The organism is Pseudomonas sp. CFBP 13711, from assembly GCF_014842265.1.
Classification (GTDB): domain Bacteria; phylum Pseudomonadota; class Gammaproteobacteria; order Pseudomonadales; family Pseudomonadaceae; genus Aquipseudomonas.
Genome location: NZ_JACYVI010000016.1, coordinates 97,180 through 120,969, shown reverse-complemented (window position 1 = coordinate 120,969; position 23,790 = coordinate 97,180). Strand labels below are relative to the sequence as shown.

The 23,790-nt window shown below is 61.0% G+C and carries 22 protein-coding genes; 12 read left to right on the top strand and 10 right to left on the bottom strand.

Going from position 1 to position 23,790, the window contains the following annotated elements; translation table 11 throughout:
• Positions 1-162: 162 nt before the first annotated feature.
• On the bottom strand, positions 163-780 hold the full coding sequence (locus IFT47_RS24070; protein WP_192174443.1) for a c-type cytochrome: 618 nt from the start codon (positions 778-780) through the stop codon (positions 163-165).
• A 234-nt stretch (positions 781-1,014) separates the two neighbouring features.
• Here IFT47_RS24070 and yihA point away from each other — a divergent pair, with 234 nt between their 5' ends.
• Entirely contained in the window at positions 1,015-1,650 is a 636-nt protein-coding gene (yihA, locus tag IFT47_RS24065; RefSeq protein ID WP_065987940.1) for a ribosome biogenesis GTP-binding protein YihA/YsxC, read from the top strand.
• A 238-nt stretch (positions 1,651-1,888) separates the two neighbouring features.
• Here yihA and polA read toward each other — a convergent pair whose 3' ends face one another.
• On the bottom strand, positions 1,889-4,654 hold the full coding sequence (gene polA / locus IFT47_RS24060; protein WP_192174442.1) for a DNA polymerase I: 2,766 nt from the start codon (positions 4,652-4,654) through the stop codon (positions 1,889-1,891).
• Positions 4,655-4,728: 74 nt separating this feature from the next.
• On the opposite strand from polA, the gene IFT47_RS24055 reads away from it, so the two are divergent.
• Together IFT47_RS24055 and IFT47_RS24050 are read left to right on the top strand one after the other, a co-directional pair.
• Complete coding sequence (locus IFT47_RS24055) at positions 4,729-5,019, top strand: DUF2782 domain-containing protein (RefSeq protein ID WP_192174441.1); 291 nt, start codon at positions 4,729-4,731, stop codon at positions 5,017-5,019.
• Between the two features lie 34 nt (positions 5,020-5,053).
• Positions 5,054-6,004 (top strand): homoserine kinase, encoded by a 951-nt coding sequence (locus IFT47_RS24050; protein WP_192174440.1) that lies wholly within the window; start codon positions 5,054-5,056, stop codon positions 6,002-6,004.
• Positions 6,005-6,095: 91 nt separating this feature from the next.
• On the opposite strand, the gene znuA is transcribed toward IFT47_RS24050, so the two are convergent.
• Positions 6,096-7,025 (bottom strand): zinc ABC transporter substrate-binding protein ZnuA, encoded by a 930-nt coding sequence (znuA, locus tag IFT47_RS24045; protein ID WP_192174439.1) that lies wholly within the window; start codon positions 7,023-7,025, stop codon positions 6,096-6,098.
• Positions 7,026-7,082: 57 nt separating this feature from the next.
• Between znuA and IFT47_RS27745 the strand changes: the two genes are divergently transcribed.
• From IFT47_RS27745 to IFT47_RS24025, 4 genes are all read left to right on the top strand, one after another.
• Entirely contained in the window at positions 7,083-7,565 is a 483-nt protein-coding gene (locus IFT47_RS27745; RefSeq protein WP_122534313.1) for a Fur family transcriptional regulator, read from the top strand.
• Positions 7,565-8,365 (top strand): zinc ABC transporter ATP-binding protein ZnuC, encoded by an 801-nt coding sequence (gene znuC / locus IFT47_RS24035; protein WP_192174438.1) that lies wholly within the window; start codon positions 7,565-7,567, stop codon positions 8,363-8,365. The genes IFT47_RS27745 and znuC overlap by 1 nt, the downstream gene beginning before the upstream one ends.
• Positions 8,358-9,140: a zinc ABC transporter permease subunit ZnuB gene (znuB, locus tag IFT47_RS24030; RefSeq protein WP_172610143.1), complete on the top strand. Its 783-nt coding sequence runs from the start codon at positions 8,358-8,360 to the stop codon at positions 9,138-9,140. The genes znuC and znuB overlap by 8 nt, the downstream gene beginning before the upstream one ends.
• Positions 9,141-9,297: 157 nt before the next feature.
• Positions 9,298-10,011 carry a PA5502 family lipoprotein gene (locus tag IFT47_RS24025; protein WP_192174437.1) on the top strand — a complete coding sequence of 238 codons (714 nt, stop codon included), beginning with the start codon at positions 9,298-9,300 and terminating at the stop codon, positions 10,009-10,011.
• An 84-nt stretch (positions 10,012-10,095) separates the two neighbouring features.
• Here the strand turns inward: IFT47_RS24025 and katE are convergent, their stop codons facing one another.
• Positions 10,096-12,255, bottom strand: coding sequence for a catalase HPII (katE, locus tag IFT47_RS24020; RefSeq protein WP_192174436.1), 2,160 nt, complete (start codon positions 12,253-12,255; stop codon positions 10,096-10,098).
• Between the two features lie 382 nt (positions 12,256-12,637).
• On the opposite strand from katE, the gene IFT47_RS24015 reads away from it, so the two are divergent.
• The 3 genes from IFT47_RS24015 (at position 12,638) to IFT47_RS24005 (ending at position 15,158) form a co-directional block, all read left to right on the top strand.
• The gene (locus tag IFT47_RS24015) at positions 12,638-13,645 is read left to right on the top strand and encodes a methionine ABC transporter ATP-binding protein (RefSeq protein WP_192174435.1); all 1,008 of its coding nucleotides are present in this window, start codon (positions 12,638-12,640) and stop codon (positions 13,643-13,645) included.
• On the top strand, positions 13,645-14,319 hold the full coding sequence (locus tag IFT47_RS24010) for a methionine ABC transporter permease (protein WP_192174434.1): 675 nt from the start codon (positions 13,645-13,647) through the stop codon (positions 14,317-14,319). Before IFT47_RS24015 ends, IFT47_RS24010 begins: the two co-directional genes overlap by 1 nt.
• Before the next feature lie 65 nt (positions 14,320-14,384).
• Entirely contained in the window at positions 14,385-15,158 is a 774-nt protein-coding gene (locus IFT47_RS24005; protein WP_192174433.1) for a MetQ/NlpA family ABC transporter substrate-binding protein, read from the top strand.
• Between the two features lie 46 nt (positions 15,159-15,204).
• On the opposite strand, the gene IFT47_RS24000 is transcribed toward IFT47_RS24005, so the two are convergent.
• Positions 15,205-15,837 (bottom strand): SCO family protein, encoded by a 633-nt coding sequence (locus IFT47_RS24000; protein WP_192174432.1) that lies wholly within the window; start codon positions 15,835-15,837, stop codon positions 15,205-15,207.
• Between the two features lie 151 nt (positions 15,838-15,988).
• Between IFT47_RS24000 and IFT47_RS23995 the strand changes: the two genes are divergently transcribed.
• Positions 15,989-16,639, top strand: coding sequence for a hypothetical protein (locus tag IFT47_RS23995; RefSeq protein ID WP_192174431.1), 651 nt, complete (start codon positions 15,989-15,991; stop codon positions 16,637-16,639).
• Positions 16,640-16,661: 22 nt separating this feature from the next.
• Here IFT47_RS23995 and IFT47_RS23990 read toward each other — a convergent pair whose 3' ends face one another.
• The 3 genes from IFT47_RS23990 to IFT47_RS23980 form a co-directional block, all read right to left on the bottom strand.
• Positions 16,662-18,191 (bottom strand): SulP family inorganic anion transporter, encoded by a 1,530-nt coding sequence (locus tag IFT47_RS23990; protein WP_192174430.1) that lies wholly within the window; start codon positions 18,189-18,191, stop codon positions 16,662-16,664.
• Positions 18,192-18,322: 131 nt separating this feature from the next.
• Positions 18,323-18,988 (bottom strand): carbonic anhydrase, encoded by a 666-nt coding sequence (locus tag IFT47_RS23985; protein WP_407073260.1) that lies wholly within the window; start codon positions 18,986-18,988, stop codon positions 18,323-18,325.
• A 306-nt stretch (positions 18,989-19,294) separates the two neighbouring features.
• Positions 19,295-20,353: a PA0069 family radical SAM protein gene (locus IFT47_RS23980; RefSeq protein WP_192174428.1), complete on the bottom strand. Its 1,059-nt coding sequence runs from the start codon at positions 20,351-20,353 to the stop codon at positions 19,295-19,297.
• 195 nt (positions 20,354-20,548) lie between these two features.
• Here IFT47_RS23980 and IFT47_RS23975 point away from each other — a divergent pair, with 195 nt between their 5' ends.
• Entirely contained in the window at positions 20,549-21,226 is a 678-nt protein-coding gene (locus IFT47_RS23975) for a dual specificity protein phosphatase family protein (protein WP_192174427.1), read from the top strand.
• Positions 21,227-21,378: 152 nt separating this feature from the next.
• Here the strand turns inward: IFT47_RS23975 and IFT47_RS23970 are convergent, their stop codons facing one another.
• Positions 21,379-21,666 (bottom strand): YheV family putative zinc ribbon protein, encoded by a 288-nt coding sequence (locus IFT47_RS23970; RefSeq protein ID WP_192174426.1) that lies wholly within the window; start codon positions 21,664-21,666, stop codon positions 21,379-21,381.
• The gene (gene prlC, locus IFT47_RS23965) at positions 21,663-23,714 is read right to left on the bottom strand and encodes an oligopeptidase A (protein ID WP_192174425.1); all 2,052 of its coding nucleotides are present in this window, start codon (positions 23,712-23,714) and stop codon (positions 21,663-21,665) included. The genes IFT47_RS23970 and prlC overlap by 4 nt, the downstream gene beginning before the upstream one ends.
• Positions 23,715-23,790 lie beyond the last annotated feature (76 nt).

Genomic DNA, 23,790 nt, shown 5'->3' with positions numbered 1-23,790 from the left:
CGGTGGCCGCAGTTCGACCGGCCGAGGTGATATGAGTTCGCAAGTGTAACGCCTGCAGCCACAAAAAAGGGCAGCCGTTCGCTACCCTTTTTGGCCCGTCCGGGCAGGTCTGTGAGCAATTTGTTTTACCAGCCGTGTCCGTCAGGATCGCTGCCCTGACGCTCAATGCAGCCCTTGAATGTAAGCCGCGAGCGCGTCGATATCCTTATCGCTCAGCTTCGCGGCGATGGTGCGCATGACCAGCGTGTAGCCGTCGTTAGTGCGGTCACCTGCGCGGAACGCCGTGAGCTGTTTCTTGATGTAATCGGCGTGCTGCCCGCTCACGTGCGGAAAGCCTGCCGTTGCAATGCCCGCGCCGTGTGGAGAATGGCAGCCGATGCAGGCCGGCATGCCCTCATCGAGCTTGCCGCCGCGAAACAGCGCTTCACCTCGGGCGGCGAGATCGGGATCGGCAGTGCCGACACTGCCTTTCTGGCCGGCGTAGTAAGCGGCGATGTCGGCCAGGTCCTGATCCGTGAGCGGATTAAGCTGTCCAGTCATTTCCAGCACAACCCGCTTGCCGTCCTTGATGTCGTGCAGCTGCTTGAGCAGATAGCGTTCGCCCTGGCCGGCGAGCTTCGGGAAGATGGGCACCAGACTGTTACCGTCGGGCCCATGGCAGGCGCCGCAGACTGCTGTTTTCCCTTGGCCGGCGAGCGGATCGCCCACGGGCGATTCAGCGGCCTGCACGACGCCATTCAGGCTCAGGGTCAACAGCAGGCTCGACAGAAATGCGTTCATGGGTTGATCCGATGCGGCTGAAAGTACGGCCCTCATGATGGGCTGGCTTGAGAAGAAGCGGCCTGTTTTTGGACGTTTCAGTGCAGATGCCGGGCGGGCTCTTGCGTCGACAACACCCTTGCGGGGGCAGGACAAGGCACACATGAAAATCCGCGGCATTATATACTCGCGCCCATTGAACGGAAAAAGACACCCCGTTGCCGCGCACGTCGCAACGCCCTCACCGGATATCCCATGCAACTCAAGAACCCTATTCTCGGCCTGTGCCAACAAGCCAAGTTCATGCTCAGCGCTGCCAAAGTCGACCAATGCCCGGATGACGAAGGCTTTGAAGTCGCGTTCGCCGGCCGCTCCAACGCCGGTAAATCCAGCGCGCTGAACACCCTGACTCACGCCAGCCTGGCGCGCACGTCGAAAACCCCTGGCCGCACCCAGCTGCTGAACTTCTTCAGCCTGGACGACGACCGCCGTCTGGTCGACTTGCCTGGCTATGGTTACGCGAAAGTGCCGATTCCGCTGAAGCTGCACTGGCAGCGCCACCTCGAAGCCTATCTGGGCGGCCGTGAAAGTCTGAAGGGGCTGATCCTGATGATGGACATCCGCCACCCGATGACCGACTTCGACCTTTTGATGCTCGACTGGGCCATCGCCAGTGGTATGCCGATGCATATTCTGCTGACCAAAGCCGACAAGCTGACCTTCGGCGCGGCGAAAAACACGCTGCTCAAAGTCCAGTCGGAAATCCATCGCGGTTGGGGTGACGCAATCACCATCCAGCTGTTCTCGGCACCCAAGCGCATGGGCCTGGAAGAGGCTTACACCGTGCTGGCGGACTGGATGGAACTGGAAGACAAGGCACCGGCGGCCTGAATCGCAGGCAAAAAAAACCCCGGACTTCATGTGGGGAGGGGAAGTTCGGGGTCCAAGTCCAGACCTCTCGGAAGGGGTCCGGATATCTGCCAACACTTAACACAACATAGGAGCATGAATGGCTACGTCAGCCATTCGCAAACTCAGACCGGGTTTTGTCCGCCGAAGTTCAAAACCGGCGGAAATTTAATGATGGCGCGGTTCCGACTCCCTGCAGAATCGGAACGGCAAACCAGTATCAATGGGCCTCGTCCCAGTTGTTCCCCACACCCACTTCAACCAACAGCGGAACGTCCAGCTCGGCGGCGCCGCTCATGTGCACGCGGATGTCCTTGCTGATCTGCTCGACCAGATCCTCATGCACCTCCAGCACCAGTTCATCGTGAACCTGCAGGATGACGCGAGCATCCAGACCTGAGTCTTCCAGCCAGCCGTTCACCGCGACCATCGCCCGCTTGATGATGTCCGCCGCCGTGCCTTGCATCGGCGCGTTGATCGCCATGCGTTCGGCACCTTTGCGCAGCGCCTGATTCTTCGCGTTGATGTCCGGCAGGTACAGGCGACGACCGAAGATGGTCTCGACATACCCTTGTTCCGCCGCCTGCGCACGGGTGCGCTCCATGTAATCCAGCACGCCGGGATAGCGCGCGAAGTAGCGATCCACGTACGCCTGGGATTGCTTGCGATCAACACCAATCTGCTTGGCCAGCCCGAACGCGCTCATGCCGTAGATCAGACCGAAGTTAATCGCTTTGGCGCTGCGGCGCATGTCGTTGGTCACGTCCGGCAGTTCGACACCGAACACCTCGCCCGCCGTCGCCCGGTGTACGTCCAGATCGTTGCGGAAGGCGTGCAGCAAGCCTTCGTCCTTGGCCAGATGCGCCATGATCCGCAGCTCGATCTGCGAGTAGTCCGCCGCCAGCAGTTTGTAGCCTTGGGGGGCGACAAACGCCTGACGAATGCGACGACCCTCGGCGGTGCGGATAGGGATGTTCTGCAGGTTCGGGTCGCTGGAGGACAAACGTCCGGTCACCGCCACCGCCTGATGGTAGGAGGTGTGAATTCGCCCGGTGCGCGGGTTGATCTGCTCAGGCAGGCGATCGGTGTACGTGCTCTTCAGTTTGCTCATCGAGCGGTACTGCATCAGCACTTTCGGCAGCGGATATTCCTGCTCGGCCAGTTCAGCGAGCACCGCTTCAGCCGTGGACGGCTGGCCGGTGGCGGTCTTGCTGATGATCGGCATGCCGAGCTTTTCATAGAGAATCACCCCGAGCTGCTTGGGCGAGCCGAGATTGAATTCCTCACCGGCGATGGCGAACGCTTCGCGCTCAAGCTCGGTCATTTTGTTGCCCAGCTCGACGCTCTGATTGCCCAGCAGATTGGCATCGACCAGCGCGCCTTGACGCTCGATGCGCGCCAGTACGGGCATAAGCGGCATTTCAATGTCGTTCAGCACAGGGGCCAGACTCGGCGTCTTGGCCAGCCTCTCCTGCAGCACCTCGTGCAGGCGCAGCGTCAGGTCAGCCTCTTCAGCCGCATAGGTGCCGGCCTGCTCCAGCGCGATCTGATCGAAACTCAGCTGTTTCGCACCCTTGCCCGCGATGTCCTGGAAATTGACCGGCGTGTGATCCAGGTACTTGGCGACCAGGCTGTCACGGTCGTGGCGCGTCGCGGTGGAGTCGAGCACGTAGGATTCGAGCATCGTGTCGAACTTGACGCCCTGCACGTTGATGCCCTGGCTCTGGTCGCCGTCAATGGCGCAGTTGGCCAGCAGGTTGATCGCAAACTTGGCGTGCTGGCCGACCTTGATTTTGCTCGCGTCCTCCAGGATGGGCTTGACCGCTTTCAGCACCGCGTCGCGATCCAGTTGCTGCTGCACCCCCATATAGGAATGGGTCAGTGGGATGTAGCAGGCTTCGTGGGTCTTGATCGCAAACGACAGACCGACGATCTGCGCGCGCTGGGCGTCGGTGCCGTTGCTCTGCACCACGAAGGCGAACAACTGCGCGGCGTTGAGCTTCTTCAGCCAGTCGTCGAATTGGGTTTGCTCAAGAATGAGCTCGTACGTGGCTTCGATGATCGGCGCCGGCTCGGCAGCGGGGACGACTTCCGCGCCTTCCTGGCGGGCATCACGCTGCAGATCAGTGATCCAGCTTTTGAATTCCAGCTCGGTGTACAGCGCCATCAGCGCTTCACGATCAGGCTCGCCGCAGTGCAAAGCGTCGAGCTTGATGTCCAGCGGCACGTCGATCTTGATGGTCGCCAGCTCGTAGGACAGGAAGGCCATCTCCTTGTGTTCTTCGAGCTTGGCCGGCAGGGATTTGGCGCCCCGAAGCGGCAGCGCTGCCACTTTGTCGAGGTTCGCGTAAAGCTCTTTCAGGCCGCCGTTGATGCCCACCAGCAGGCCTGCTGCGGTTTTCTCACCGACACCGGGCACGCCGGGGATGTTGTCGACCTTGTCGCCCATCAGCGCCAGGTAATCGATGATGTGTTCCGGGCCGACGCCGAACTTTTCTTTCACGCCGGCGACATCCAGCACGCTGCCGGTCATGGTGTTGACCAGCGTGATGTGGCCGTCGACCAGCTGCGCCATGTCCTTGTCACCGGTGGAGATCACCACCGGGCGATCGGCGGCAGCGCTGCTGCGCGCCAATGTGCCGATCACGTCATCGGCCTCCACGCCTTCAACGCACAACAGCGGGTAGCCGAGGCCTCGCACGCAGTTGTGCAGGAAGTCGATCTGCACGCGCATGTCGTCCGGCATGCTGGGGCGGTTGGCTTTGTATTCGCCGTAGAGCGCGTCGCGAAACGTCCCGCCCTTGGCGTCGAACACCACGGCAAACGGGCTTTCAGGATATTGCCTGCGCAGGCTTTTGAGCATGTTCAGCACGCCCTTGACCGCACCGGTGGGCAGGCCTTTGGAGGTCATGAGCGGCGGCAGCGCATGGAACGCGCGGTAAAGATAAGAAGAACCGTCCACCAGGACGAGGGGCGCAAGACTCATGTGCAAGATCAACCTTTTCGGCGGGGTCGGCGCTAGAATGCGCGGACCGTTGACGACAAAGGCACAAGGTTATCATGCGCGCGCAGAATCGCCTGTTACTGCTCGGCGGGTTGCTGGCCTGTTCGTGGCTGGCGGTCGCGGCGGATGAAGAAGCGCCATCGGCAGAGCCTGATGTGACCATCCGTCAGGACAGCGACGGCTTCATCACGGAGTATCGTGCGAACGGATTCGTGTACGCCGTGAAGATCACGCCCAAACACGGCAAGCCTTATTATCTGGTGCGCGCCGACGGCACAAGTGGTCAATTCATACGTTCGGATCAACCGGACATGCTGATACCCCAATGGGTACTATTCAGCTGGTAACGCCCTACATTCACTCTCTTGCTGGCAGTCTTCTATGTCCGTTTTTACTCCCCTGGCTCGGCCCGAGCTGGAAGCTTTTCTCGCCCCGTACGGGCTTGGCGCCCTGCGTGATTTTCAGGGCATTGCCGCTGGAAGTGAAAACACCAATTTCTTCATCAGCCTGGAGCAGGGCGAATTCGTGCTGACCCTGGTCGAGCGCGGCCCGGTTCAGGAAATGCCGTTTTTCATCGAGCTGCTGGACGTCCTCCACGATGCCAACCTGCCCGTGCCCTACGCACTGCGCACCACCGACGGCCAGGCCCTGCGCGAGCTGAAAGGCAAACCGGCGCTGCTGCAACCGCGTCTGTCCGGCAAGCACCCGGCCGAACCCAACACCCAGCACTGCGTGCAAATTGGCGAGTTCATGGCGCACATGCACATGGCCACACGCAGCGCGACTATCGAGCGTAAAACCGACCGTGGTCTGGACTGGATGCTGGAGGAGGGCGGTAATTTCATCTCTCACCTGGACGAGGCGCAGGGCGCGCTGCTGACCAAAGCCGTCGAGGAAATTCAGCGTCGCAAGGCGGCCATCATGGCGCTGCCGCGGGCCAATCTGCACGCCGACCTGTTCCGCGACAACACGCTGTTCGAAGGCACCCACCTGACGGGCGTGATCGATTTCTACAACGCCTGTTCCGGGCCGATGCTGTACGACGTGGCGATTGCGGTGAATGACTGGTGCTCGTTTGAGAACGGCACCATCGATGCGCCGCGCGCCCGGGCGTTTCTGGGTGCGTATGCCGCGCTGAGGCCGTTTACAGCCGCCGAAGCCGAGCTGTGGTCGACGATGCTGCGTGTGGGTTGCGTGCGCTTCTGGCTGTCACGCCTCATTGCCGCCGAAACCTTCGCCGGCCAAGACGTGCTGATCCATGATCCGGACGAATTCCGCAAACGCCTGGAACAGCGGCAGGAAACCCATATCCCGTTGCCGTTTGCGTTGTAGACATCAGAAAGCTTCGTGAGCAAGCTCACTCTCACAGGGACCGCGTTCAACTGTAGGAGTGAGCTTGCTCGCGAAGGCATCGGCCCAGCACTTACAAACCTTCCAGACACCCCGCCAGATCATCCGCCAGTTTGCTCAGCAATTGCTCATAACCCTGGGCGGTGGCGGGTGTATAGCCGCCCAATCCGTCCAGCTCGGCCAGTTTGACCGGCAGACCCGCACTCAACGTGTCGGCCAGACGCGGGCGAAGAGGCGGCTCGCTGAACACGCAGGTCTTGCCGAATTCGGTCAACCGCGCGCGCATGGCAGCGACGTGCTGAGCACCCGGCTGAACCTCGCTGCTGACGGCAAAGACGCCCGCATGCTTCAACCCATAAGCTTCTTCGAAATAATCAAACGCCTCGTGGAACACGAAATACTGCTTGCCTGAAATACCGGCGACCCGCTGTTTGATTTTGGCGTCCAGCGCGTCAAGGCGTGCGCTGAAGGCTTTGACGTTGCTCTCATAACGCGCCGCATTGGCCGGATCGGCCTGGCTCAAGTCAGCGGCCATCTTCGCCGCAATTACCCGCGCATTGACTGACGACAGCCACAAGTGCGCATCGACGCTGCCCGGGCGATGATCGTGGTCATGCTCGTCTTCGTCATCATCGTGATGCTCGGCGCTGGCGGTGAAATGACGCAGGTGCATGCCGGGCAACGACTCGACCGGGACCGAGGCTTTGCTGCGCCCGGACAACACGCGAGGCAGGAACGTCTCCATGTCCGGGCCAATCCAGTAGAGCAAATCGGCTTCCTGTACGCGCCGTACGTCGGACGGCCGTAGCGCGTAGTTATGAGGGGATGCGCCCGGCGGAAGCAGGACTTCCGGCACCGCGACTCCGTCCTGCACAGCCGCGGCGATCAGTTGCAGCGGCTTGATGCTGGTCAGGACGCGGACGTTTGCTTCAGCAGCAGTGATGGTTGAAAAACCGGTAATAAATACGACAAAAAGTAAAAAAAGTCGGGACACGATAACCACTCATGGGGGCAGGAACGGGTAACATAATAACGTCTCTCTCAAAGGCCGTCGCCGCTCATGTCTAAAACACCCCTGGCCAGTCGCCCCCACGATCACTCCCACTGCGTGCACAGTGCGCTCACTGAAGCCGACACGCTGTGCGCGGGCAAAGGCCTGCGCCTGACGGCCCTGCGTCGTCGCGTGCTGGAGCTGGTCTGGCAGAGCCACAAGCCGCTGGGCGCCTATGACATCCTCGCCGTGCTCAGCGAAGAAGATGGCCGCCGCGCCGCGCCGCCTACCGTGTACCGCGCGCTGGACTTCTTGCTGGAAAACGGTCTGGTTCACCGCATCGCGTCGCTGAACGCCTTCGCAGGTTGCAATCACCCCACCCACGCGCATCAGGGACAGTTCCTGATCTGTCGCGAGTGTCACGCCGCCATCGAGTTGCAGCACGCCACCATCAGCGCCGCCATCGTCGACGCTGCCAACGAGGTGGGCTTTGACGTTGAAGCCCAGACCGTCGAAGTCGTTGGCGTGTGTGCCGGATGCAAGGCCGCCTGATGAGCGATGCACTGATCCGCCTGAAGGACGTCAGCGTGACCCGCGCCGGCCAGAGCGTGCTGGAAAAAATTCAGCTGAGCGTCAGCTCGGGCGAAATCGTCACCCTGATCGGCCCCAACGGGGCGGGCAAGACCACGCTGGTGCGCGCCGTGCTCGGGCTGCTCAAGGCTGACTCGGGGGATATCTGGCGCAAGCCGAAACTGCGCGTCGGTTACATGCCGCAAAAGCTGCACATTGATGCCACGCTGCCGTTGTCGGTCCTGCGCTTCCTGCGGCTGGTGCCCGGCGTTGATCGCGACACCGCTCGGGCAGCGCTGGTCGAGGTCGGCGCCGAGAAAGTCATCGTCAGCCCGCTGCAAGGGATTTCCGGTGGCGAGATGCAGCGCGTGCTGCTGGCGCGAGCGCTATTGCGCAAACCGGAGCTGCTGGTGCTCGACGAGCCGGTGCAGGGCGTGGATGTCGCCGGACAGGCCGAGCTGTACGCGCTGATCACTCAGCTGCGCAATCGGCATCAATGCGGTGTGCTGATGGTTTCCCATGACCTGCACCTTGTGATGAGCACCACCGATCAAGTGGTCTGTCTCAATCGCCACGTGTGCTGCTCCGGTCACCCCGAGCAGGTCAGTAACGATCCGGCTTTCGTTGAGCTGTTCGGCCTGAACGCGCCGAGCCTGGCGATCTATCACCACCATCACGATCATGCGCACGACCTGCATGGCGAAGTCTGCCAACCCGCTCAAGTCCACGATCACGTTCATACCCACACTCACGACCACGGGGACAGCTGCAAGCATGGCTGATTTTCTTCTTTACGCCTTGCTCGCAGGCCTCGCGTTAGCGGTAGTGGCAGGCCCTTTGGGGTCTTTCGTGGTCTGGCGGCGCATGGCTTATTTCGGCGACACGCTGTCCCATGCCGCGCTGCTCGGCGTGGCGCTGGGCTTTCTGCTGGATATCAGTCCGACGATCGCCGTCACCGTGGGCTGCCTGTTGCTGGCAGTGTTGCTGGTGACCCTGCAGCAGCGTCAACCGCTGGCCTCCGACACGCTGCTGGGCATTCTGGCGCCAAGCACCTTGTCCCTCGGGCTGGTGGTGCTGAGCTTCATGCGTGACGTGCGCATTGACCTGATGGGCTATCTGTTCGGCGACCTGCTCGCCATCAGCCCGAACGATCTGGCGTGGATTCTCGCGGGCAGCGCGTTGGTGCTGGTGTTGATCTGTGCGCTGTGGCGACCGCTGCTGGCCATCACCGTGCATGAAGAACTCGCGACGGTTGAAGGTCTGCCGGTGGCGACCCTGCGCATGACCTTGATGCTGCTGATTGCCGTGGTCATCGCGGTGGCCATGAAGATCGTCGGCGTGTTGCTGATTACCTCGCTGTTGATCATCCCCGCCGCTGCGGCACAGCGTCACGCCCGCTCGCCGGAGCAAATGGCCCTGGGGGCAAGCATCATCGGCGTCATTGCGGTGTGCGCGGGTCTGGCGTTGTCATGGTTCAAGGACACCCCGGCAGGCCCGTCCATCGTGGTCTCGGCAGCGGCGTTGTTTCTGCTCAGCTTCCTTTTGCCCAAGCGGTAGAACCTTGGGTGGCGGGTAGAGTCATACTCCGCAATAATCCAATGGCGGCAATGTGCAATGACTCCTTGCGCGCCCACCGATAGTCATCAGTTATTTTCGGTGCAAGTCACTTGTGTGTAGACTTGCTCGTTTTTTGCGCAAATAGAGAATCGCAGGAATGAAGCCGTTCGCATCCCGTTATCTGCTGCTTGCTGCATTTTCCGTTCTGTTGAGCGCTTGCCAGAGCAAGCCCGTCGAGCAGCCCGCGCCTGTGGCTGCGCCCGATGCCTATCAGCAGCTGGAACAGAATATCGCCAGCAGCGAGTTGGCGACCGCCGAAGATCAACTCGCCGCGCTGCAAAGCAAATCCCCGGACGATCCCCGACTCGAGCAGTACCAGCGTCAATTGGCCGAGGCGTACCTGAGCCGTAGCCAGATCGTGCTGCAAAAGGGCGACATGAACGCTGCCGCAACCGCGCTCAGCCGCGCCCGTGCCTTGATGCCAAAAGCCCCGGCGCTGACCAGCGGCGTCAACGGTGCCATCGCCCACGCCCGTAAAGCCGAGCTGGAGAAGGCAGAAGCCGATCTGCGGGCTGCCGAAGCCAAGCGCAAGGCGAAAGTAATCGACCCGAGCGCCGAGAGCATGACCATCGAGCTGAAGCTCAGCGACATGAAACAGCTGCGACGTCAGCTGAGCGACATCGCTGAAGACGTGACAGCCTTCAATTGCGACGTCACTGTGCAGGTGCCGCGCACCGACGACTACCCTTGGCTGGCGACCTTGCTGACCAAGCGTGTCACGAAGATCAACCCCGATTTCGAGTTGAAGATGCAGCGCGAAATCGAGCGGACCGAGCCTGCGAAGATTGTGTTGAAGCCCGCTCAGCTTTGATCAATTTTTGATCAATTTTTGATCAAAAGAAAAGGCGTTGCCCTCGCGGGCAACGCCTTTCTTATTACCAGCTAGTCCTGCAGATTACGCAGGAATTGCCTTCGCTTTTGGCTCACGAGCCCAGACGCGGTGCTGCTGGATCGCATCGAAAAACGCCTTGAACGAGGCGCTGTCCGAAACGGCCAGCAAGCCGGCATCGGCTTCCAGATGCAGCAGGTCGATCAGTTTCTGTGCATCACCCGCGTAAGCAATGGCTTTGAGGTGCTTGTACGCCTCAAGCACGTAATGCAGTGCCACGCCGTCGCCGCTCAGGGCTTTGATCGAAGCGTCGCCGCCCGGGATGAACACGGCATCGAACGCAACCGATGGCAAACCTTCCATCGAAGCGTCAACGGCCAGGGACGCGCCGCCTGCGGTCTTGACCGGCGCGGAGGTAGGACCCAGCACCTTGGCGTGTGCGCCTTCGGCTTCCACCGCCGCTTTCATCGCCGCTACCGCTTTGTCGTCGACGCCATTGGCGACCAGGATGGCAACTTTGCGCGAAGCGATGTCGGCAGGCAGCAGGTTCGCCTGGCTCAGCAGCGGCGACTTGTCGACGCTCAGCTTGCCGTTGCTTTGCGCTTGGACGGTCGCTGCTTTCGGCGCCGGCAAGCCAAGGTTTTCAGCCACACGTGCAGCCAGGGTGAGGTCGATATTCGCGAGAATCTCGTTCACCTGACGTGCGCGGATATGCTCACGCTCAACCTTGCCCAGCTCGAAGCTGTACGCCGCGATGATGTGCTCTTTCTCGTGCTCGCTCATGCTGTTGAAGAACAGCGTGGCCTGGGAGAAGTGATCGCCAAATGAGGGGCTGCGCTCACGCACCTTCTCTGCCGAGACGCGCTCGTGATAAGTCTCGAAGCCGCCATCCTCAGGACCTGCAGGGGTTTCTTTCGGCCAGCCGCCGTCGATCGAGTTAGGCTCGTAGGAAGCACGGCCCTTGTCGATGGTGGTGCGGTGTTGCGCATCACGCTGGTTGTTGTGGTTCGGCGAGACCGGACGGTTGATCGGGATCTCGTGGAAGTTCGGCCCACCCAGTCGGCTGATCTGCGTATCGGTGTAGGAAAACAGACGACCCTGCAGCAGTGGATCGTTGGAGAAGTCGATACCCGGCACGACGTGGCCTGGGCAGAACGCAACCTGCTCGGTTTCGGCGAAGTAGTTGTCCGGGTTGCGGTTAAGCACCATTTTGCCCAGCGGCGTTACCGGCACCAACTCTTCCGGGATGATCTTGGTCGGGTCCAGAAGGTCGAAGTCGAACTTGTGCTCATCTTCCTCGGCGACAATCTGTACGCCCAGTTCCCATTCCGGGTAGTCGCCCATCTCAATGGACTCCCACAGGTCGCGGCGATGGAAGTCGGTGTCCTTGCCCGCAAGCTTCTGCGCTTCGTCCCACACCAGGGAGCAGGTGCCGTACTTGGGCTTCCAGTGGAATTTGACGAACGAGGACTTACCTTCGGTGTTGATCATGCGGAAGGTGTGGATGCCGAAACCCTGCATCGAGCGCAGGCTTTTCGGAATCGCACGGTCCGACATGGTCCACAGCACCATGTGCGCGGATTCCGGCACCAGGGAAACGAAGTCCCAGAAGGTGTCGTGGGCCGAGCCGCCGGTAGGGATTTCGTTGTGAGGCTCTGGCTTCACGGCATGTACGAAATCGGGGAACTTGATGGCGTCCTGGATGAAGAAGACCGGCATGTTGTTGCCGACCAAGTCGTAGTTGCCTTCGCCGGTGTAGAACTTGACCGCGAAGCCACGTACGTCACGGACTGTATCGCCGGAGCCACGTGGGCCTTGAACTGTGGAAAAGCGTACGAACACCGGGGTTTTCTTGCCCGGGTCACGCAGGAATTCCGCCTTGGACAGCGCCGAATGGTTCTCGTAGGTCTGGAAGTAACCGTGGGCCGCGGTACCGCGCGCGTGAACAATGCGCTCCGGAATGCGTTCATGGTCAAAGTGGGTGATCTTCTCGCGCATGATGAAGTCTTCGAGCAGCGAAGGGCCGCGCGATCCGACTTTCAGCGTGTTCTGGTTGTCGGAGATCTTAACGCCCTGATTGGTGCGCAAAGCCTCGCCGGTAGCGTCGGAGCGGAACGTTTCAAGACTTTCGATCTTGGCGTTGGTGTTGCCACGGTCCAGCGTGTCAGTGCCAGCCAGTTCACTGTTGCCGTTGGGGCTAACAGGTGGATTGGTGTTCTTACTCATCAGGCAAAACTCCTCAGTTCGGACGGCTCCTTTTTTAGCCTCCAACGACGTGGAGGCAGCAGAAGCTCGTAGGCGGAAATGCCTGACATGCAGCCAGGCAATATTCAGGCGCTAAGTAAATGACTGACGATGAAATCAGCCGTTCCGTTTGTTTTTCCGATTCTTCGATTTCCATCGCCAGACTGACAGGCGGCCATCCATATGACCATTCGGCAGGTGCAGTGCGAAATAAATGCTAAGAAGGCTGAGCCCAACCCGGATTTCACAGGCTAAAATGCGCGCCCGGTTTACCCAGCCGAAGCCGAAATGGCATCGCTCAGCAGCGTGATGAAGGCCCGAGTCTCTACGCTGATTTTTCAACGCGCCCCACAAGGTTCGCTCAGTGATCGAGTTCCAAAACGTCCACAAAACCTATCGGGTCGCCGACCGGGAAATTCCCGCGCTGCACCCCACCAGCCTGCGCATCGAAAACGGCCAGGTCTTTGGCCTGATCGGCCACTCCGGCGCCGGCAAGAGCACGATGCTGCGCCTGATCAACCGCCTTGAAGCCCCTAGCGGCGGCAAGATTCTGGTCGATGACGTCGATGTCACCGCATTGGACGCCGACGGTCTGCGCGGCTTCCGCCGCCAGGTCGGCATGATCTTCCAGCACTTCAATCTGCTGTCGTCCAAGACGGTGGCCGATAACGTCGCCATGCCGCTGACGCTGGCCGGGGACATGTCCCGCGCGCAGATCGATCAGCGCGTGGCCGAACTGCTCGCCCGCGTGGGTCTTTCCGATCACGCCAAAAAATACCCGGCGCAGTTATCTGGCGGTCAGAAGCAGCGGGTCGGCATCGCCCGCGCGCTGGCGACCAAGCCAAAGATTCTGCTGTGCGACGAGGCCACCAGCGCCCTAGACCCACAAACCACGGCATCGGTGTTGCAGCTGCTGGCCGAGATCAATCGCGAACTGCAGCTGACCATCGTGCTCATCACCCACGAAATGGACGTGATCCGTCGCGTCTGCGATCAGGTAGCGGTCATGGATGCGGGCGTGATCGTCGAACAGGGCGCTGTGGCCGATGTGTTTCTGCATCCCAAGCACCCGACCACTCGCCGCTTTGTGCAGGAAGACGAAGAAGTCGACGAAAACCAGCTGAACAGCGATTTCGCCCATGTTCAGGGCCGTATCGTGCGCCTGACGTTTCAGGGCGATGCGACCTACGCGCCATTGCTGGGAACGGTCGCGCGGGAAACCGGCGTGGACTACAGCATTCTGGCCGGCCGTATCGACCGCATCAAAGACACGCCTTACGGGCAACTGACGCTGGCCATCACCGGTGGTGACATGGACGCCGCGTTCGCCCGCTTCACCGCAGCCGACGTTCACATGGAGGTCCTGCGCTGATGGACACTTTTCTCAACCTGTTTTCCAACGTCGACTGGTACGAAATCTGGCTGGCGACCGGCGACACCCTGATCATGCTCGGCGTCTCGCTTGCCTTCACCGTATTGCTGGGCTTGCCGCTCGGCGTGCTGATGTTCCTGACCTCGCCGCGTCAGTTGCTTGAGAACAAGCCGGTCTACACCACCGTCGGCTTGATCGTGAACATGCTGCGAGCGCTGCCGTTCATCATTCTGCTGATCGTGATGATGCCGCTGACGGAAGTCATCACCGGCACCTCGCTGGGCATTCTCGGCACGCTGCCGCCATTGATCGCAGGCGCTACGCCGTTCTTCGCGCGCCTGGTGGAAACCGCCCTGCGGGAAGTGGATCGCGGCATCATCGAGGCTACTCAGGCGATGGGCGCAACGACCCGACAGATCGTGATCAAGGCGCTGTTGCCTGAAGCACGCCCCGGCATCCTCGCGGCGATCACCGTGACTGCGATTGCGCTGGTGTCGTTCACGGCCATGGCCGGTGCGGTCGGCGCCGGTGGTCTGGGCGATCTGGCGATTCGCTACGGCTATCAACGCTTCCAGAACGATGTGATGTTTGTGACGGTCGTATTGCTGCTGGTGCTGGTGCAGATCCTGCAAACCGTTGGCGACAGACTGGTCGCGCACTTTTCACACCGTTAACCGAATTCGCCGGTCACTGACCGGCAGGTGCACGCCGCTGCGCGTGCATTTCAGGAGTAGTAGAAATGAAGAAGCTGTTGGCCGTATTCGCTGCTGTGGCGGCCCTGTCCGCCCATGCTGATGAGACCTTGACCGTCGCGGCCTCCGCCGTGCCACACGCCGAGATTCTCGAGTTCGTGAAGCCGATGCTGGCGAAGGAAGGCGTGACGCTGAACGTGAAGGTGTTCAACGATTACATTCAGCCGAACGTGCAGGTCGACCAGAACCGCATGGACGCCAACTTCTTCCAGCACCAGCCATATCTGGATGAGTTCAACAAGGGCAAGGGCACCCATCTGGTGAGCGTGGCCAAGGTTCACATCGAGCCGTTTGGCGCGTACTCGGACAAGCTCAAGAGCCTGGCCGAGCTGCCGGATGGCGCCAATGTCGCCATCCCGAATGACGCCACAAACGAGGGCCGTGCCCTGTTGCTGCTGGTCAAGGCCGGTCTGATCACCCTGAAGGATCCGACCAGCATCACCGCCAAGCCAAGCGACGTGCAGCAGAACCCGAAGAACCTGAAGTTCCGCGAGCTGGAAGCGGCGACCCTGCCACGCGTACTGACGCAGGTGGACCTGGCGCTGATCAACACCAACTACGCCCTGACCGCCAAACTTGATCCGACCAAGGATGCGCTGATCATCGAAGGGGCGGAATCGCCATACGCGAACATCCTGGTGACCCGCGAAGACAACAAGGATGCCCCGGCCATCCAGAAACTGGTCTCCGCGCTGCACAGCCCGGAAACCAAGGCATTCCTCGTTGATAAGTACAAAGGCGCCGTGGTTCCGGCGTTCTGATCGCCACACACCAATGATCTCGGCGCAACGCCGAGATCATCAGTCCTTACTTTCTCTCAACCAGCATCGGCAACTGCGCCACCAGCTTCTGGCTGTTCAGCGGCGCGCGGATGAAACCGCGCTGGGTACCGTCGGGGCCCAGGAGGGCGAGGTTGCCGCTGTGGTCGACTGTATAGCCCGGCTTGCTGGTGTCCGCCGGGATGTACGGGATGCTCACGGCATTCGCCAGCTTCTGCAGCGTATCCACCGGCGCCCTCAGGCCGATGAACTGCTTGTCGAAATACCCCAGGTATTGCTTGAGCTGTTGCGGGGTGTCGCGATCGGGATCGACGCTGACCAGCACAATGCGCAGTTTGTCGACGGCCTCACTGGGCAGCTCGCTTTTGATCTGACGCAGCTGGGCGAGGGTGGTCGGGCAGATGTCCGGGCAGAAGGTGTAACCGAAGAACAGCACCGTCCATTTGCCCTTCAATTGGCTCAGTGAAAGGGGTTGGGCGTCCTGATCGGTGAGCGAGAGATCCGGCACAGTGCGGCTCTGCGGGAGAAGGATAATGCCTGCGTCGACGAGCGCGGTCTGGTCGCCCTGATCGGGACCGGACAGCACACGGTAGACGGTCAGGCCAAGCACCAGCGCCACGATGGCCGCCAGGATGAAAACGGTTTTCTGGGTTCGGGTCATGACTTCAGCACAATGAGTGTTCCACGGTCGCGCGATTATGCACATAACCATGAAACTGTTATGACAATTACGTCTTAGCGTCATTTGTGGGCAAGCTAAGGTATGGACTTCCCTATAATGACCGTCTGGTTTCACTGCCTATGGAGCATCCATGAACACCGCCGCATTGCGCGAGCAGATCACCCGAGCTCAGGAACACGAAAACCAATCCGGTCAGCTAGCGCGCCAGTTGGAGTCGCAACTTCCTCATCTGCACCCCTCCATTCACCTGCCTGACGTAGACGCGCGAGGCGTGCTGACGCGTTTCGTCATTGCCTACATCGGTCAGGTGCCGGACTTGCTGGACGCCGCCCATGACGTCGCGTTGCAGGCGGGCATTGAAAGCCAGATCAAGCCGGTCCTGAAAATCGCCGAGCAATTCTTCAGCGCGCCTCCCGCCATCATGGCGGGCCATGAAGGGCTGGACGGTCTGCTGGACGAAGCCTATCTGGCCCACCGGCTGGTGGAAGAAGTGAACGATCTGTACATCAAGCATTTCGGCCAGCCGCTGATCCCGATGAACACCACGGTGGCCAGCGTCATCGCCCACCAACTGATCGGCGAATCGTTTGCCAATCAGCTGGACGAAGTGGTGCATCACGCCATCGACGAAATGCTCAATGACGACAGCTTCTCGCTGGAATCGGTGGAAGCCTACCGCGAGCGCCTCGCCAGCCCGGACACCGATGCGGCGTGGAAACGCTGGCCTAGCCTGTCACGTCAGTTGGGCGTAGGGCTGGAACTGGAGCGCGGGAAAGACTGACCCCGCACCCCCTTTACCCGCCTCAGTGCAACGCTGCCCCTCCGATCGACGTGCGGATCCGCCCTTCCACGCGACGTTTGAGCAGCCGTTGCTCCAGCAGCAAACGCGAGCCCTGCGCGGCGTTGGCGCGGCCCCATTCCTCCAGCAGCTCCAGGCAGGAATGGTCGATATACCTCAGGTTGCCCAGCGGCACATGCAGCGTGGTGCCAGGCGGCACGGTTTCCAGAGTCTGCGTCAGCGCCGGCACCTTGAGGAACGTGGCAGAACCATTGAGGCGCAGCTCCATTTCCCCCTCGGCCGGCAGGTCGACCAGATTGATCTTCAGGCGCGATGCGCTCAGCGCCAGCTTCACCAGGGTCAGGCCAAAGCCGATCAACACGCCCGTCAGCAAGTCGGTCAGGACAATCGCACTGGCGGTCGCGCCATAGATGAACATCGGCATGCGGCCATAACGCCCCAGCCCCTTGAGCGCCTGAATATTTACCAGCTTCACGCCGGTGTAGACCAGCACGCCGGCCAGGCTGGCCACAGGAATGCTCTGCAACACGCTGGACAGCAACAGTACGAACGCCAGCAGCCACAGACCGTGGAACATCGCCGACAGCCGCGTCTTCGCACCCGCCTGCACGTTGGCCGAACTGCGCACGATCACGCCCGTCATCGGCAGCGCGCCGACCAGACCGCACAACATGTTACCTACGCCTTGGGCGCTGAGCTCTTTGTCGAAGTCCGAACGCTGGCCGTCGTGCATGCGATCCACCGCCGCTGCTGACAATAGGGTTTCAGCGCTGGCAATGAAGGCCACGGCAATGGCCGCGATCAGGATGGCAGGGTCCGCCAGGTTCAGCAGGTCTGCAGGGCGCAGCCAGTCGATGGCCTCGGCAAGGTTCGCCGGGACCTCGACGCGCTTGACCTGCAAGCTCATCACCAGACTCACCACCGTCGCGATACCGACGCCTAGCAACGCGCCTGGTACGAACCGCAGTGCATGGGGCCGACGCTTTTCCCACAGCCACATGACGGCGATGGTGCCCAGCCCGAGAAGACCGGCCTGCATGGCGCTGCCCATTCCCATCGCACCGATAACGGTCTGCGGAAACGCCACCAGATTGTCCAGCCCGGAAGGCTTGGGCCCGCTGTCGAACATCACGTGGACCTGGGAAAGCACGATCAGTACGCCGATGCCCGCCAGCATGCCGTACACCACCGCCGGCGCCGTGACGCGAAACCAGCAGCCGAGCTTCAAGCGACCGGCCAGCAACTGCAGCGCACCGGCGAGCAGCAAAATCGGCCCGAGCATGGCCATGCCGTGTTCACGGACCAGCTCGAACACCAGCACCGCCAGACCTGCCGCCGGGCCGCTGACCTGAAGCGGCGAGCCTGCCAGCCAGCCCACCACCAGACCGCCGATGATGCCGGTGATCAAACCCTTGGACGGCGGCATGCCGGACGCAATGGCGATCCCCATGCACAGCGGCAGGGCCACCAGAAAAACCACCACGGAAGCCAGCAGCTCCCGTGGTAACAACGCTTTCAGATCAGTAGTAGCCATGACGACTCTCCGGAATTCAGACGTGACAACGCCCGGCGGCACGCGCTGAACGCGGCCGCTACGAGCTTGTATGAGGGTGGAAGCGTCAGGGCCGACGCCGCTGCACTCAGGCGCAGCGGGTCAGCCGGCGATCAATATCGACCGCGGGGGATCGACGCCATCGGCACCGGATGGTCGCCATCCAACGGCAGGAAGCAGTCCTGCTCGGCATCGTAGGCGCGGATTTCGCTGGTCTCGATGTCGTAGACCCAGCCATGGATGAACAACTGACCGCTGGCCAGTTTGGACGCCACGGAAGGGTGCGTACGCAGGTGTTGCAGCTGCGCGATGACGTTTTCTTCGGTGAGCACGTGCATGGTTTCGTGCTCGCCGGTGCAGTTGCAGTTGTCCTGCACAACGGTCTTGGCGACCTCGGCATGGCGCAGCCAGGCTTTGACAGTCGGCATCTTTTCCAGGGTGTCGGGGTTGAGAACGGCGCGCATCGCCCCGCAATCGGAGTGGCCGCAAACGATGATGTGCTGGACGCCAAGGGCCAGGACGGCATATTCAATAGCCGTTGAAACGCCGCCATTCATAGGCCCATAAGGCGGAACGACGTTGCCTACGTTACGGGTGACGAACAGGTCGCCCGGCGAGCTTTGCGTGATGAGTTCCGGGACGATGCGCGAGTCGGCGCAGGTGATGAACATGGCCCGGGGATGTTGGGCGGTGGCGAGTTTCTTGAACAGTTCTTCCTGCTGAGGGAAGACGTCATGGCGGAAATGCTTGAAGCCATCAACAATTTGCTTCAGCGCCATTTCGGCGGTTTCCACCTGAGGCGTTACGCCTGTCGTCGCAGCCTTGGGCTGCTTATCCTGGTCACTCATGTTTCATCCTCTCTGACGGATTTAAGTGGATTTTCCGGCGAATCCTGTGGATGACCCACTTTTTTCTGGTCTTCTTGCGTTAATTTTCCTACAAGACCAATCGGTCACTTCCGACTCACCTTAACGACGCAAACTTAATTGAAACTGAATGCGTGGCTCTAGATCGGGGCTCTTGCGTTAGAAAATCTAAATCGCAAGCGCCTGTCGTGGCGCAACACCCTTAAGACGCCGCTCAAGTCATAACAGCGACATCTGACCGCCAGGCGGGCAAAACGCGGTGCAGTCCAGCTGAAAACTTTCCCGCCGGTTCAAGCCGTGCTTCTTGATCGCGAGGCTGTAACGCTGGGCCAGCAGTTCAGCGAACACCCCCTCACCGCGCATTCGCGAGCCAAAGCGGCTGTCGTACACCTCCCCGCCGCGGCTCTGCCGTACCAGACTCATTACATGCTCGGCCCTCTGCGGATAATGCGCCTGGAGCCACTCTTCGAACAACGGGGCGACCTCCAGCGGCAGACGCAGCATCACGTAGCTCGCACTCAACGCGCCGGCGGCCTTGGCCTCGGCCATCAGCTTCTCCAGCTCCATGTCATTGATCATTGGAATCATCGGCGCCAGCAAAACGCCCACCGGCACACCGGCATCACGCAGAACCTTGATCGCCCGCAGCCGGGCCTTGGGCGCGGCAGCCCTGGGTTCAAGGATGCGCTTGAGCTCATCGTCCAGCGTCGTCAGGCTGATGAACACCGACACCAGCCGCAGCTTTGCCAGCTCGGCCAGCAGGTCCAGATCCCGAAGAATCAGCGAGCCTTTGGTGATGATCGTCACCGGATGGCGGTAGCGCAGCAGCACTTCCAGCGTCGCCCGGCTCAATGTGTATTCGCGCTCGATGGGCTGATACGGATCGGTGTTCGCCCCCAGGGTGATCGGCGCAACGGTGTAGCCAGGCTTGGACAGCTGCTGCTCCAGGAGGGCAGCAGCATTGGTTTTGGCGATTAGCCTGGTCTCGAAATCCAGCCCCGGCGACATGTCCCAATACGCGTGGCTCGGCCGGGCGTAGCAATAAATACAACCGTGCTCGCAACCCCGGTACGGATTGATGGAGCGGTCGAAGGGAATGTCGGGCGATGAGTTGCGCGCGATGATGCTCTTGGCGATTTCCAGCGTGACGGTGGTGCCTTGGGTCAGCGGCACTTCCTGATACCAGCCGTCGTCTTCGGCGACGGATCGGTTGGGCGCAAAGCGGTTATGCGGGTTGGTCGCGGTGCCGCGCCCGCGTGGGGGCAACTGAATGGACATGACGACTCCTTGATAACTGGTTATACATACAGTATCGCGAAACGCTCATGCCCTTCACGCGCGGATCCGGAAAAAACACCTCGGCGCCGATCAATGACTTTCACCAACTTTTGACACGCGCCTCACAGCGCCTTGACCCTGGGGAGCGAAAACTTGCGCCATCGATAAATGGCTGGTTTCCACGGTACGTCTTCCATGCGCCTTCGCCCGCTCGCTGCTCAACTCCTCCTGCTGCTGGTCGTGTCATCTGCCTCTCTCGCTCAAGCCGAGGATGTTTCACCCGCGCAATCGACACGCCCGGCGCAGTGGGCGCAACTCGTCGACCCGCACTACAACCTCTACCAGATCACGCCGACGCTTTACCGCAGTCGCCAGCCGGACGCCGCAGCAAAGCCGCTTCTGCAGCGGCTTGGCGTTCACACGGTGATCAACTTCCTCAAGGAAAGTGACAACAAATGGCTGTCCGACGCCTCCGTTGTGCAAGTGCAGATTCCGTTGCAGGTGGTCCACATCGACGACGCGGACGTGATCGAAAGCCTGCGCGCCATCCAGACCGCGCAGCAAAACGGACCGGTGCTGATTCACTGCAAGCATGGCCTGGACCGGACCGGTCTGGTGGCAGCGATGTACCGCATCGTCGCTCAGGGCTGGAGCAAACAGGCGGCGCTGGATGAGATGGAGCATGGCGGTTACGGCGACGAAGACAGCCTCAAGCGCGGGATTGCCTACATCAACAACGTCGATGTGGCGGCGCTGAAGTCGGCGATGGACACGGGTGCATGCAGCACCAGCGTGTTTGCCCGGTGCTCGGTCAAGGGCTGGTTCGAGAAAACCGATGGGGTGGGAGTGCAGACGATCCTGTGGCGGTTGTGAAGCCGGACAGTTTGCACATTGTATGGCTGGCGTTAGCAGGCATTTTGTAGGACCAGCTTTAGCCGGGAAGACGTCGCGCCACGCCGCAAAATTGAGGGTGTTCGCACCGGCCTCTTCCCGGCTAAAGCCGGTCCCACTGAAATGCAGCGATATCAGCTTGGATCAACCGGCTTCTTCAGCTTCGGATTCGGGAAGAACTGCACGCCCTGCACCTTGGGATCGGCCGGCTTTACCACAGGCTTGTTCACCCGGGTGCCAAGTTCTGTCGGGATCGATTGCCCCTGCGCATTGAGGGTGTCGGAATAACCACAGTGCACGCACTCACGGTGCGGCACGTCGTCTTCGTTCCACATCATCAACTTGTCAGGCTCGCTGCACGCCGGGCAAACCGCCCCGGCGATGAAGCGCTTCTTGGTAATCACCCGTGGTGTCTCGGTCATGCTGCCGCTTCCTCACTCAAGCCCGAATGGCGCAAGAGTGCGTCAATCGAAGGCTCGCGTCCGCGGAAGTCGACGAACAGCACCATCGGCGCCTGTGACCCGCCCCGCGCCAGAATGGCTTCACGGAACGCCCGGCCGGTCTGCTCGTTGAACACGCCCTCTTCCTCGAACTTCGAGAATGCATCGGCAGACAGCACTTCGGCCCATTTGTAGCTGTAGTAGCCCGCCGCGTAACCGCCGGCAAAGATGTGGGCAAAGCTGTTCGGGAAGCGGTTGTACGCAGGCGGACGCATCACCGACACCTCGTCACGCACGCCTTCCAGCACTTGCAGCGTGGTGCGGCCGTCGCCGTGGGTGGCGTGCAGTTCGAAGTCGAACAGCGAGAATTCCAGCTGGCGGACCATCATCAGGCCGGACTGGAAATTCTTCGCCGCCAGCATTTTCTCCAGCAGGTCCTGAGGCAGCGGCTCGCCGGTTTCGTAATGGCCGGAGATCAGCGCGAGGCCTTCCGGCTCCCAGCACCAGTTTTCCATGAACTGGCTCGGCAGCTCGACCGCATCCCACGCTACTCCATTGATGCCCGACGCGCCCGCGTGTTCGACGCGGGTCAGCAGGTGATGCAGGCCATGACCAAATTCGTGGAACAGGGTGGTGACTTCATCGTGGGTGAGCAGCGCCGGCTTGCCGCTGACCGCCGGGGTGAAGTTACAGACCAGATTGGCCACCGGGCTTTGCAACGTGCCTTCAGCGGTGCGACGACGATCGCGGGCGCCGTCCATCCACGCACCGCCACGCTTGTTGGCGCGGGCGTAGAGATCAAAGAAGAAGCGCCCGACGTGCTGGCCGTTTTCCTTGATTTCGAACAGGCGGACGTCCGGGTGCCAGGTGTCGAAGCCCTTCTGCTCGGCGATTTCGATGCCGTACAGTTTTTGTACGATCGCGAACAGGCCGGTCAGCACTTTGTCGACCGGGAAGTAGGCGCGCAGGGCTTCCTGGGAAACGCTGTAGCGCTGTTCGCGCAGCTTCTCGCCGTAAAAACCGCTGTCCCAGCTTTGCAGGTCCGGGCAGCCTTGTTCGGCAGCATAGGCTTTCAGCTGCTGCAGATCCTGAACAGCAAACGGCTTGCTGCGCTTGGCCAGATCACGCAGGAAGCTGAGGACCTGATCGCTGGACTCGGCCATTTTGGTGGCCAGGCTCAGCTCGGAGAAGCTGGCAAAACCCAGCAGCTTGGCCAGTTCCTGACGCAAATCCAGAATCTGTTCCATGATCGGGCCGTTGTCGTTTTTGCCAGCGTTGGGGCCCTGGTCAGACGCGCGGGTGCAGTACGCGGCGTAGACTTCTTCGCGCAGCGCGCGGTCTTCGGCGTAGGTCATGACGGCGTAGTAACTCGGGAACTCGAGCGTGATCAGGTAGCCTTCGAGATCTTTCGCTTGGGCTGCGGCGGCCATTTGCGCCTTGGCCGAATCGGTCAGGCCGGCGAGGGCAGCTTCGTCAGTGACGTGCTTGCTCCAGGCTTGGGTCGCGTCGAGCAGTTGGTTAGAGAACTGGCTGCCCAGCTCGGACAGCTTGCTCTGCACCTCGGCGTAGCGTTTTTGCTGTTCTGGCGGCAGGTCGATGCCCGACAGGCGGAAATCACGCAGCGATTGTTCAAGAATAGTCTTCTGGGCGACGTCGAAATTGGCCGCTTCCGGGCTGTTGGCCAAGGCTTCGAAGGCCTGGAACAGTTCGCGGTTCTGGCCCATTTCGGTCGAATAGGCGCTCAGTGCCGGTAGGCAAGACTCATAGGCCTCGCGCAGTTCCGGGCTGTGGCACACGGCATTCAGGTGGCTGACCGGGCTCCAGGCGGCGCCCAGGCGATCATTCAGTTCGTCCATCGCCAGCACAAGACCAGCCCATGTAGGCTGAGAACCTTGCTTGGCGAGGATGTCGGCAATCGCGGCGCGGTTGTCGGCGAGAATCTGTTCGATGGCAGGTTTCACATGCTCGGCGCGAATCGCCGAGAAAGGTGGCAGGTCGTAGGATTGCAACAGAGGGTTGTTCGCGCTCACGGTTTGGCACCTTGGCTAAAAGAAACACCCACGCATCTTAATTACAATCGGCGTCGGCCGCAGCTATCGGCGCCAG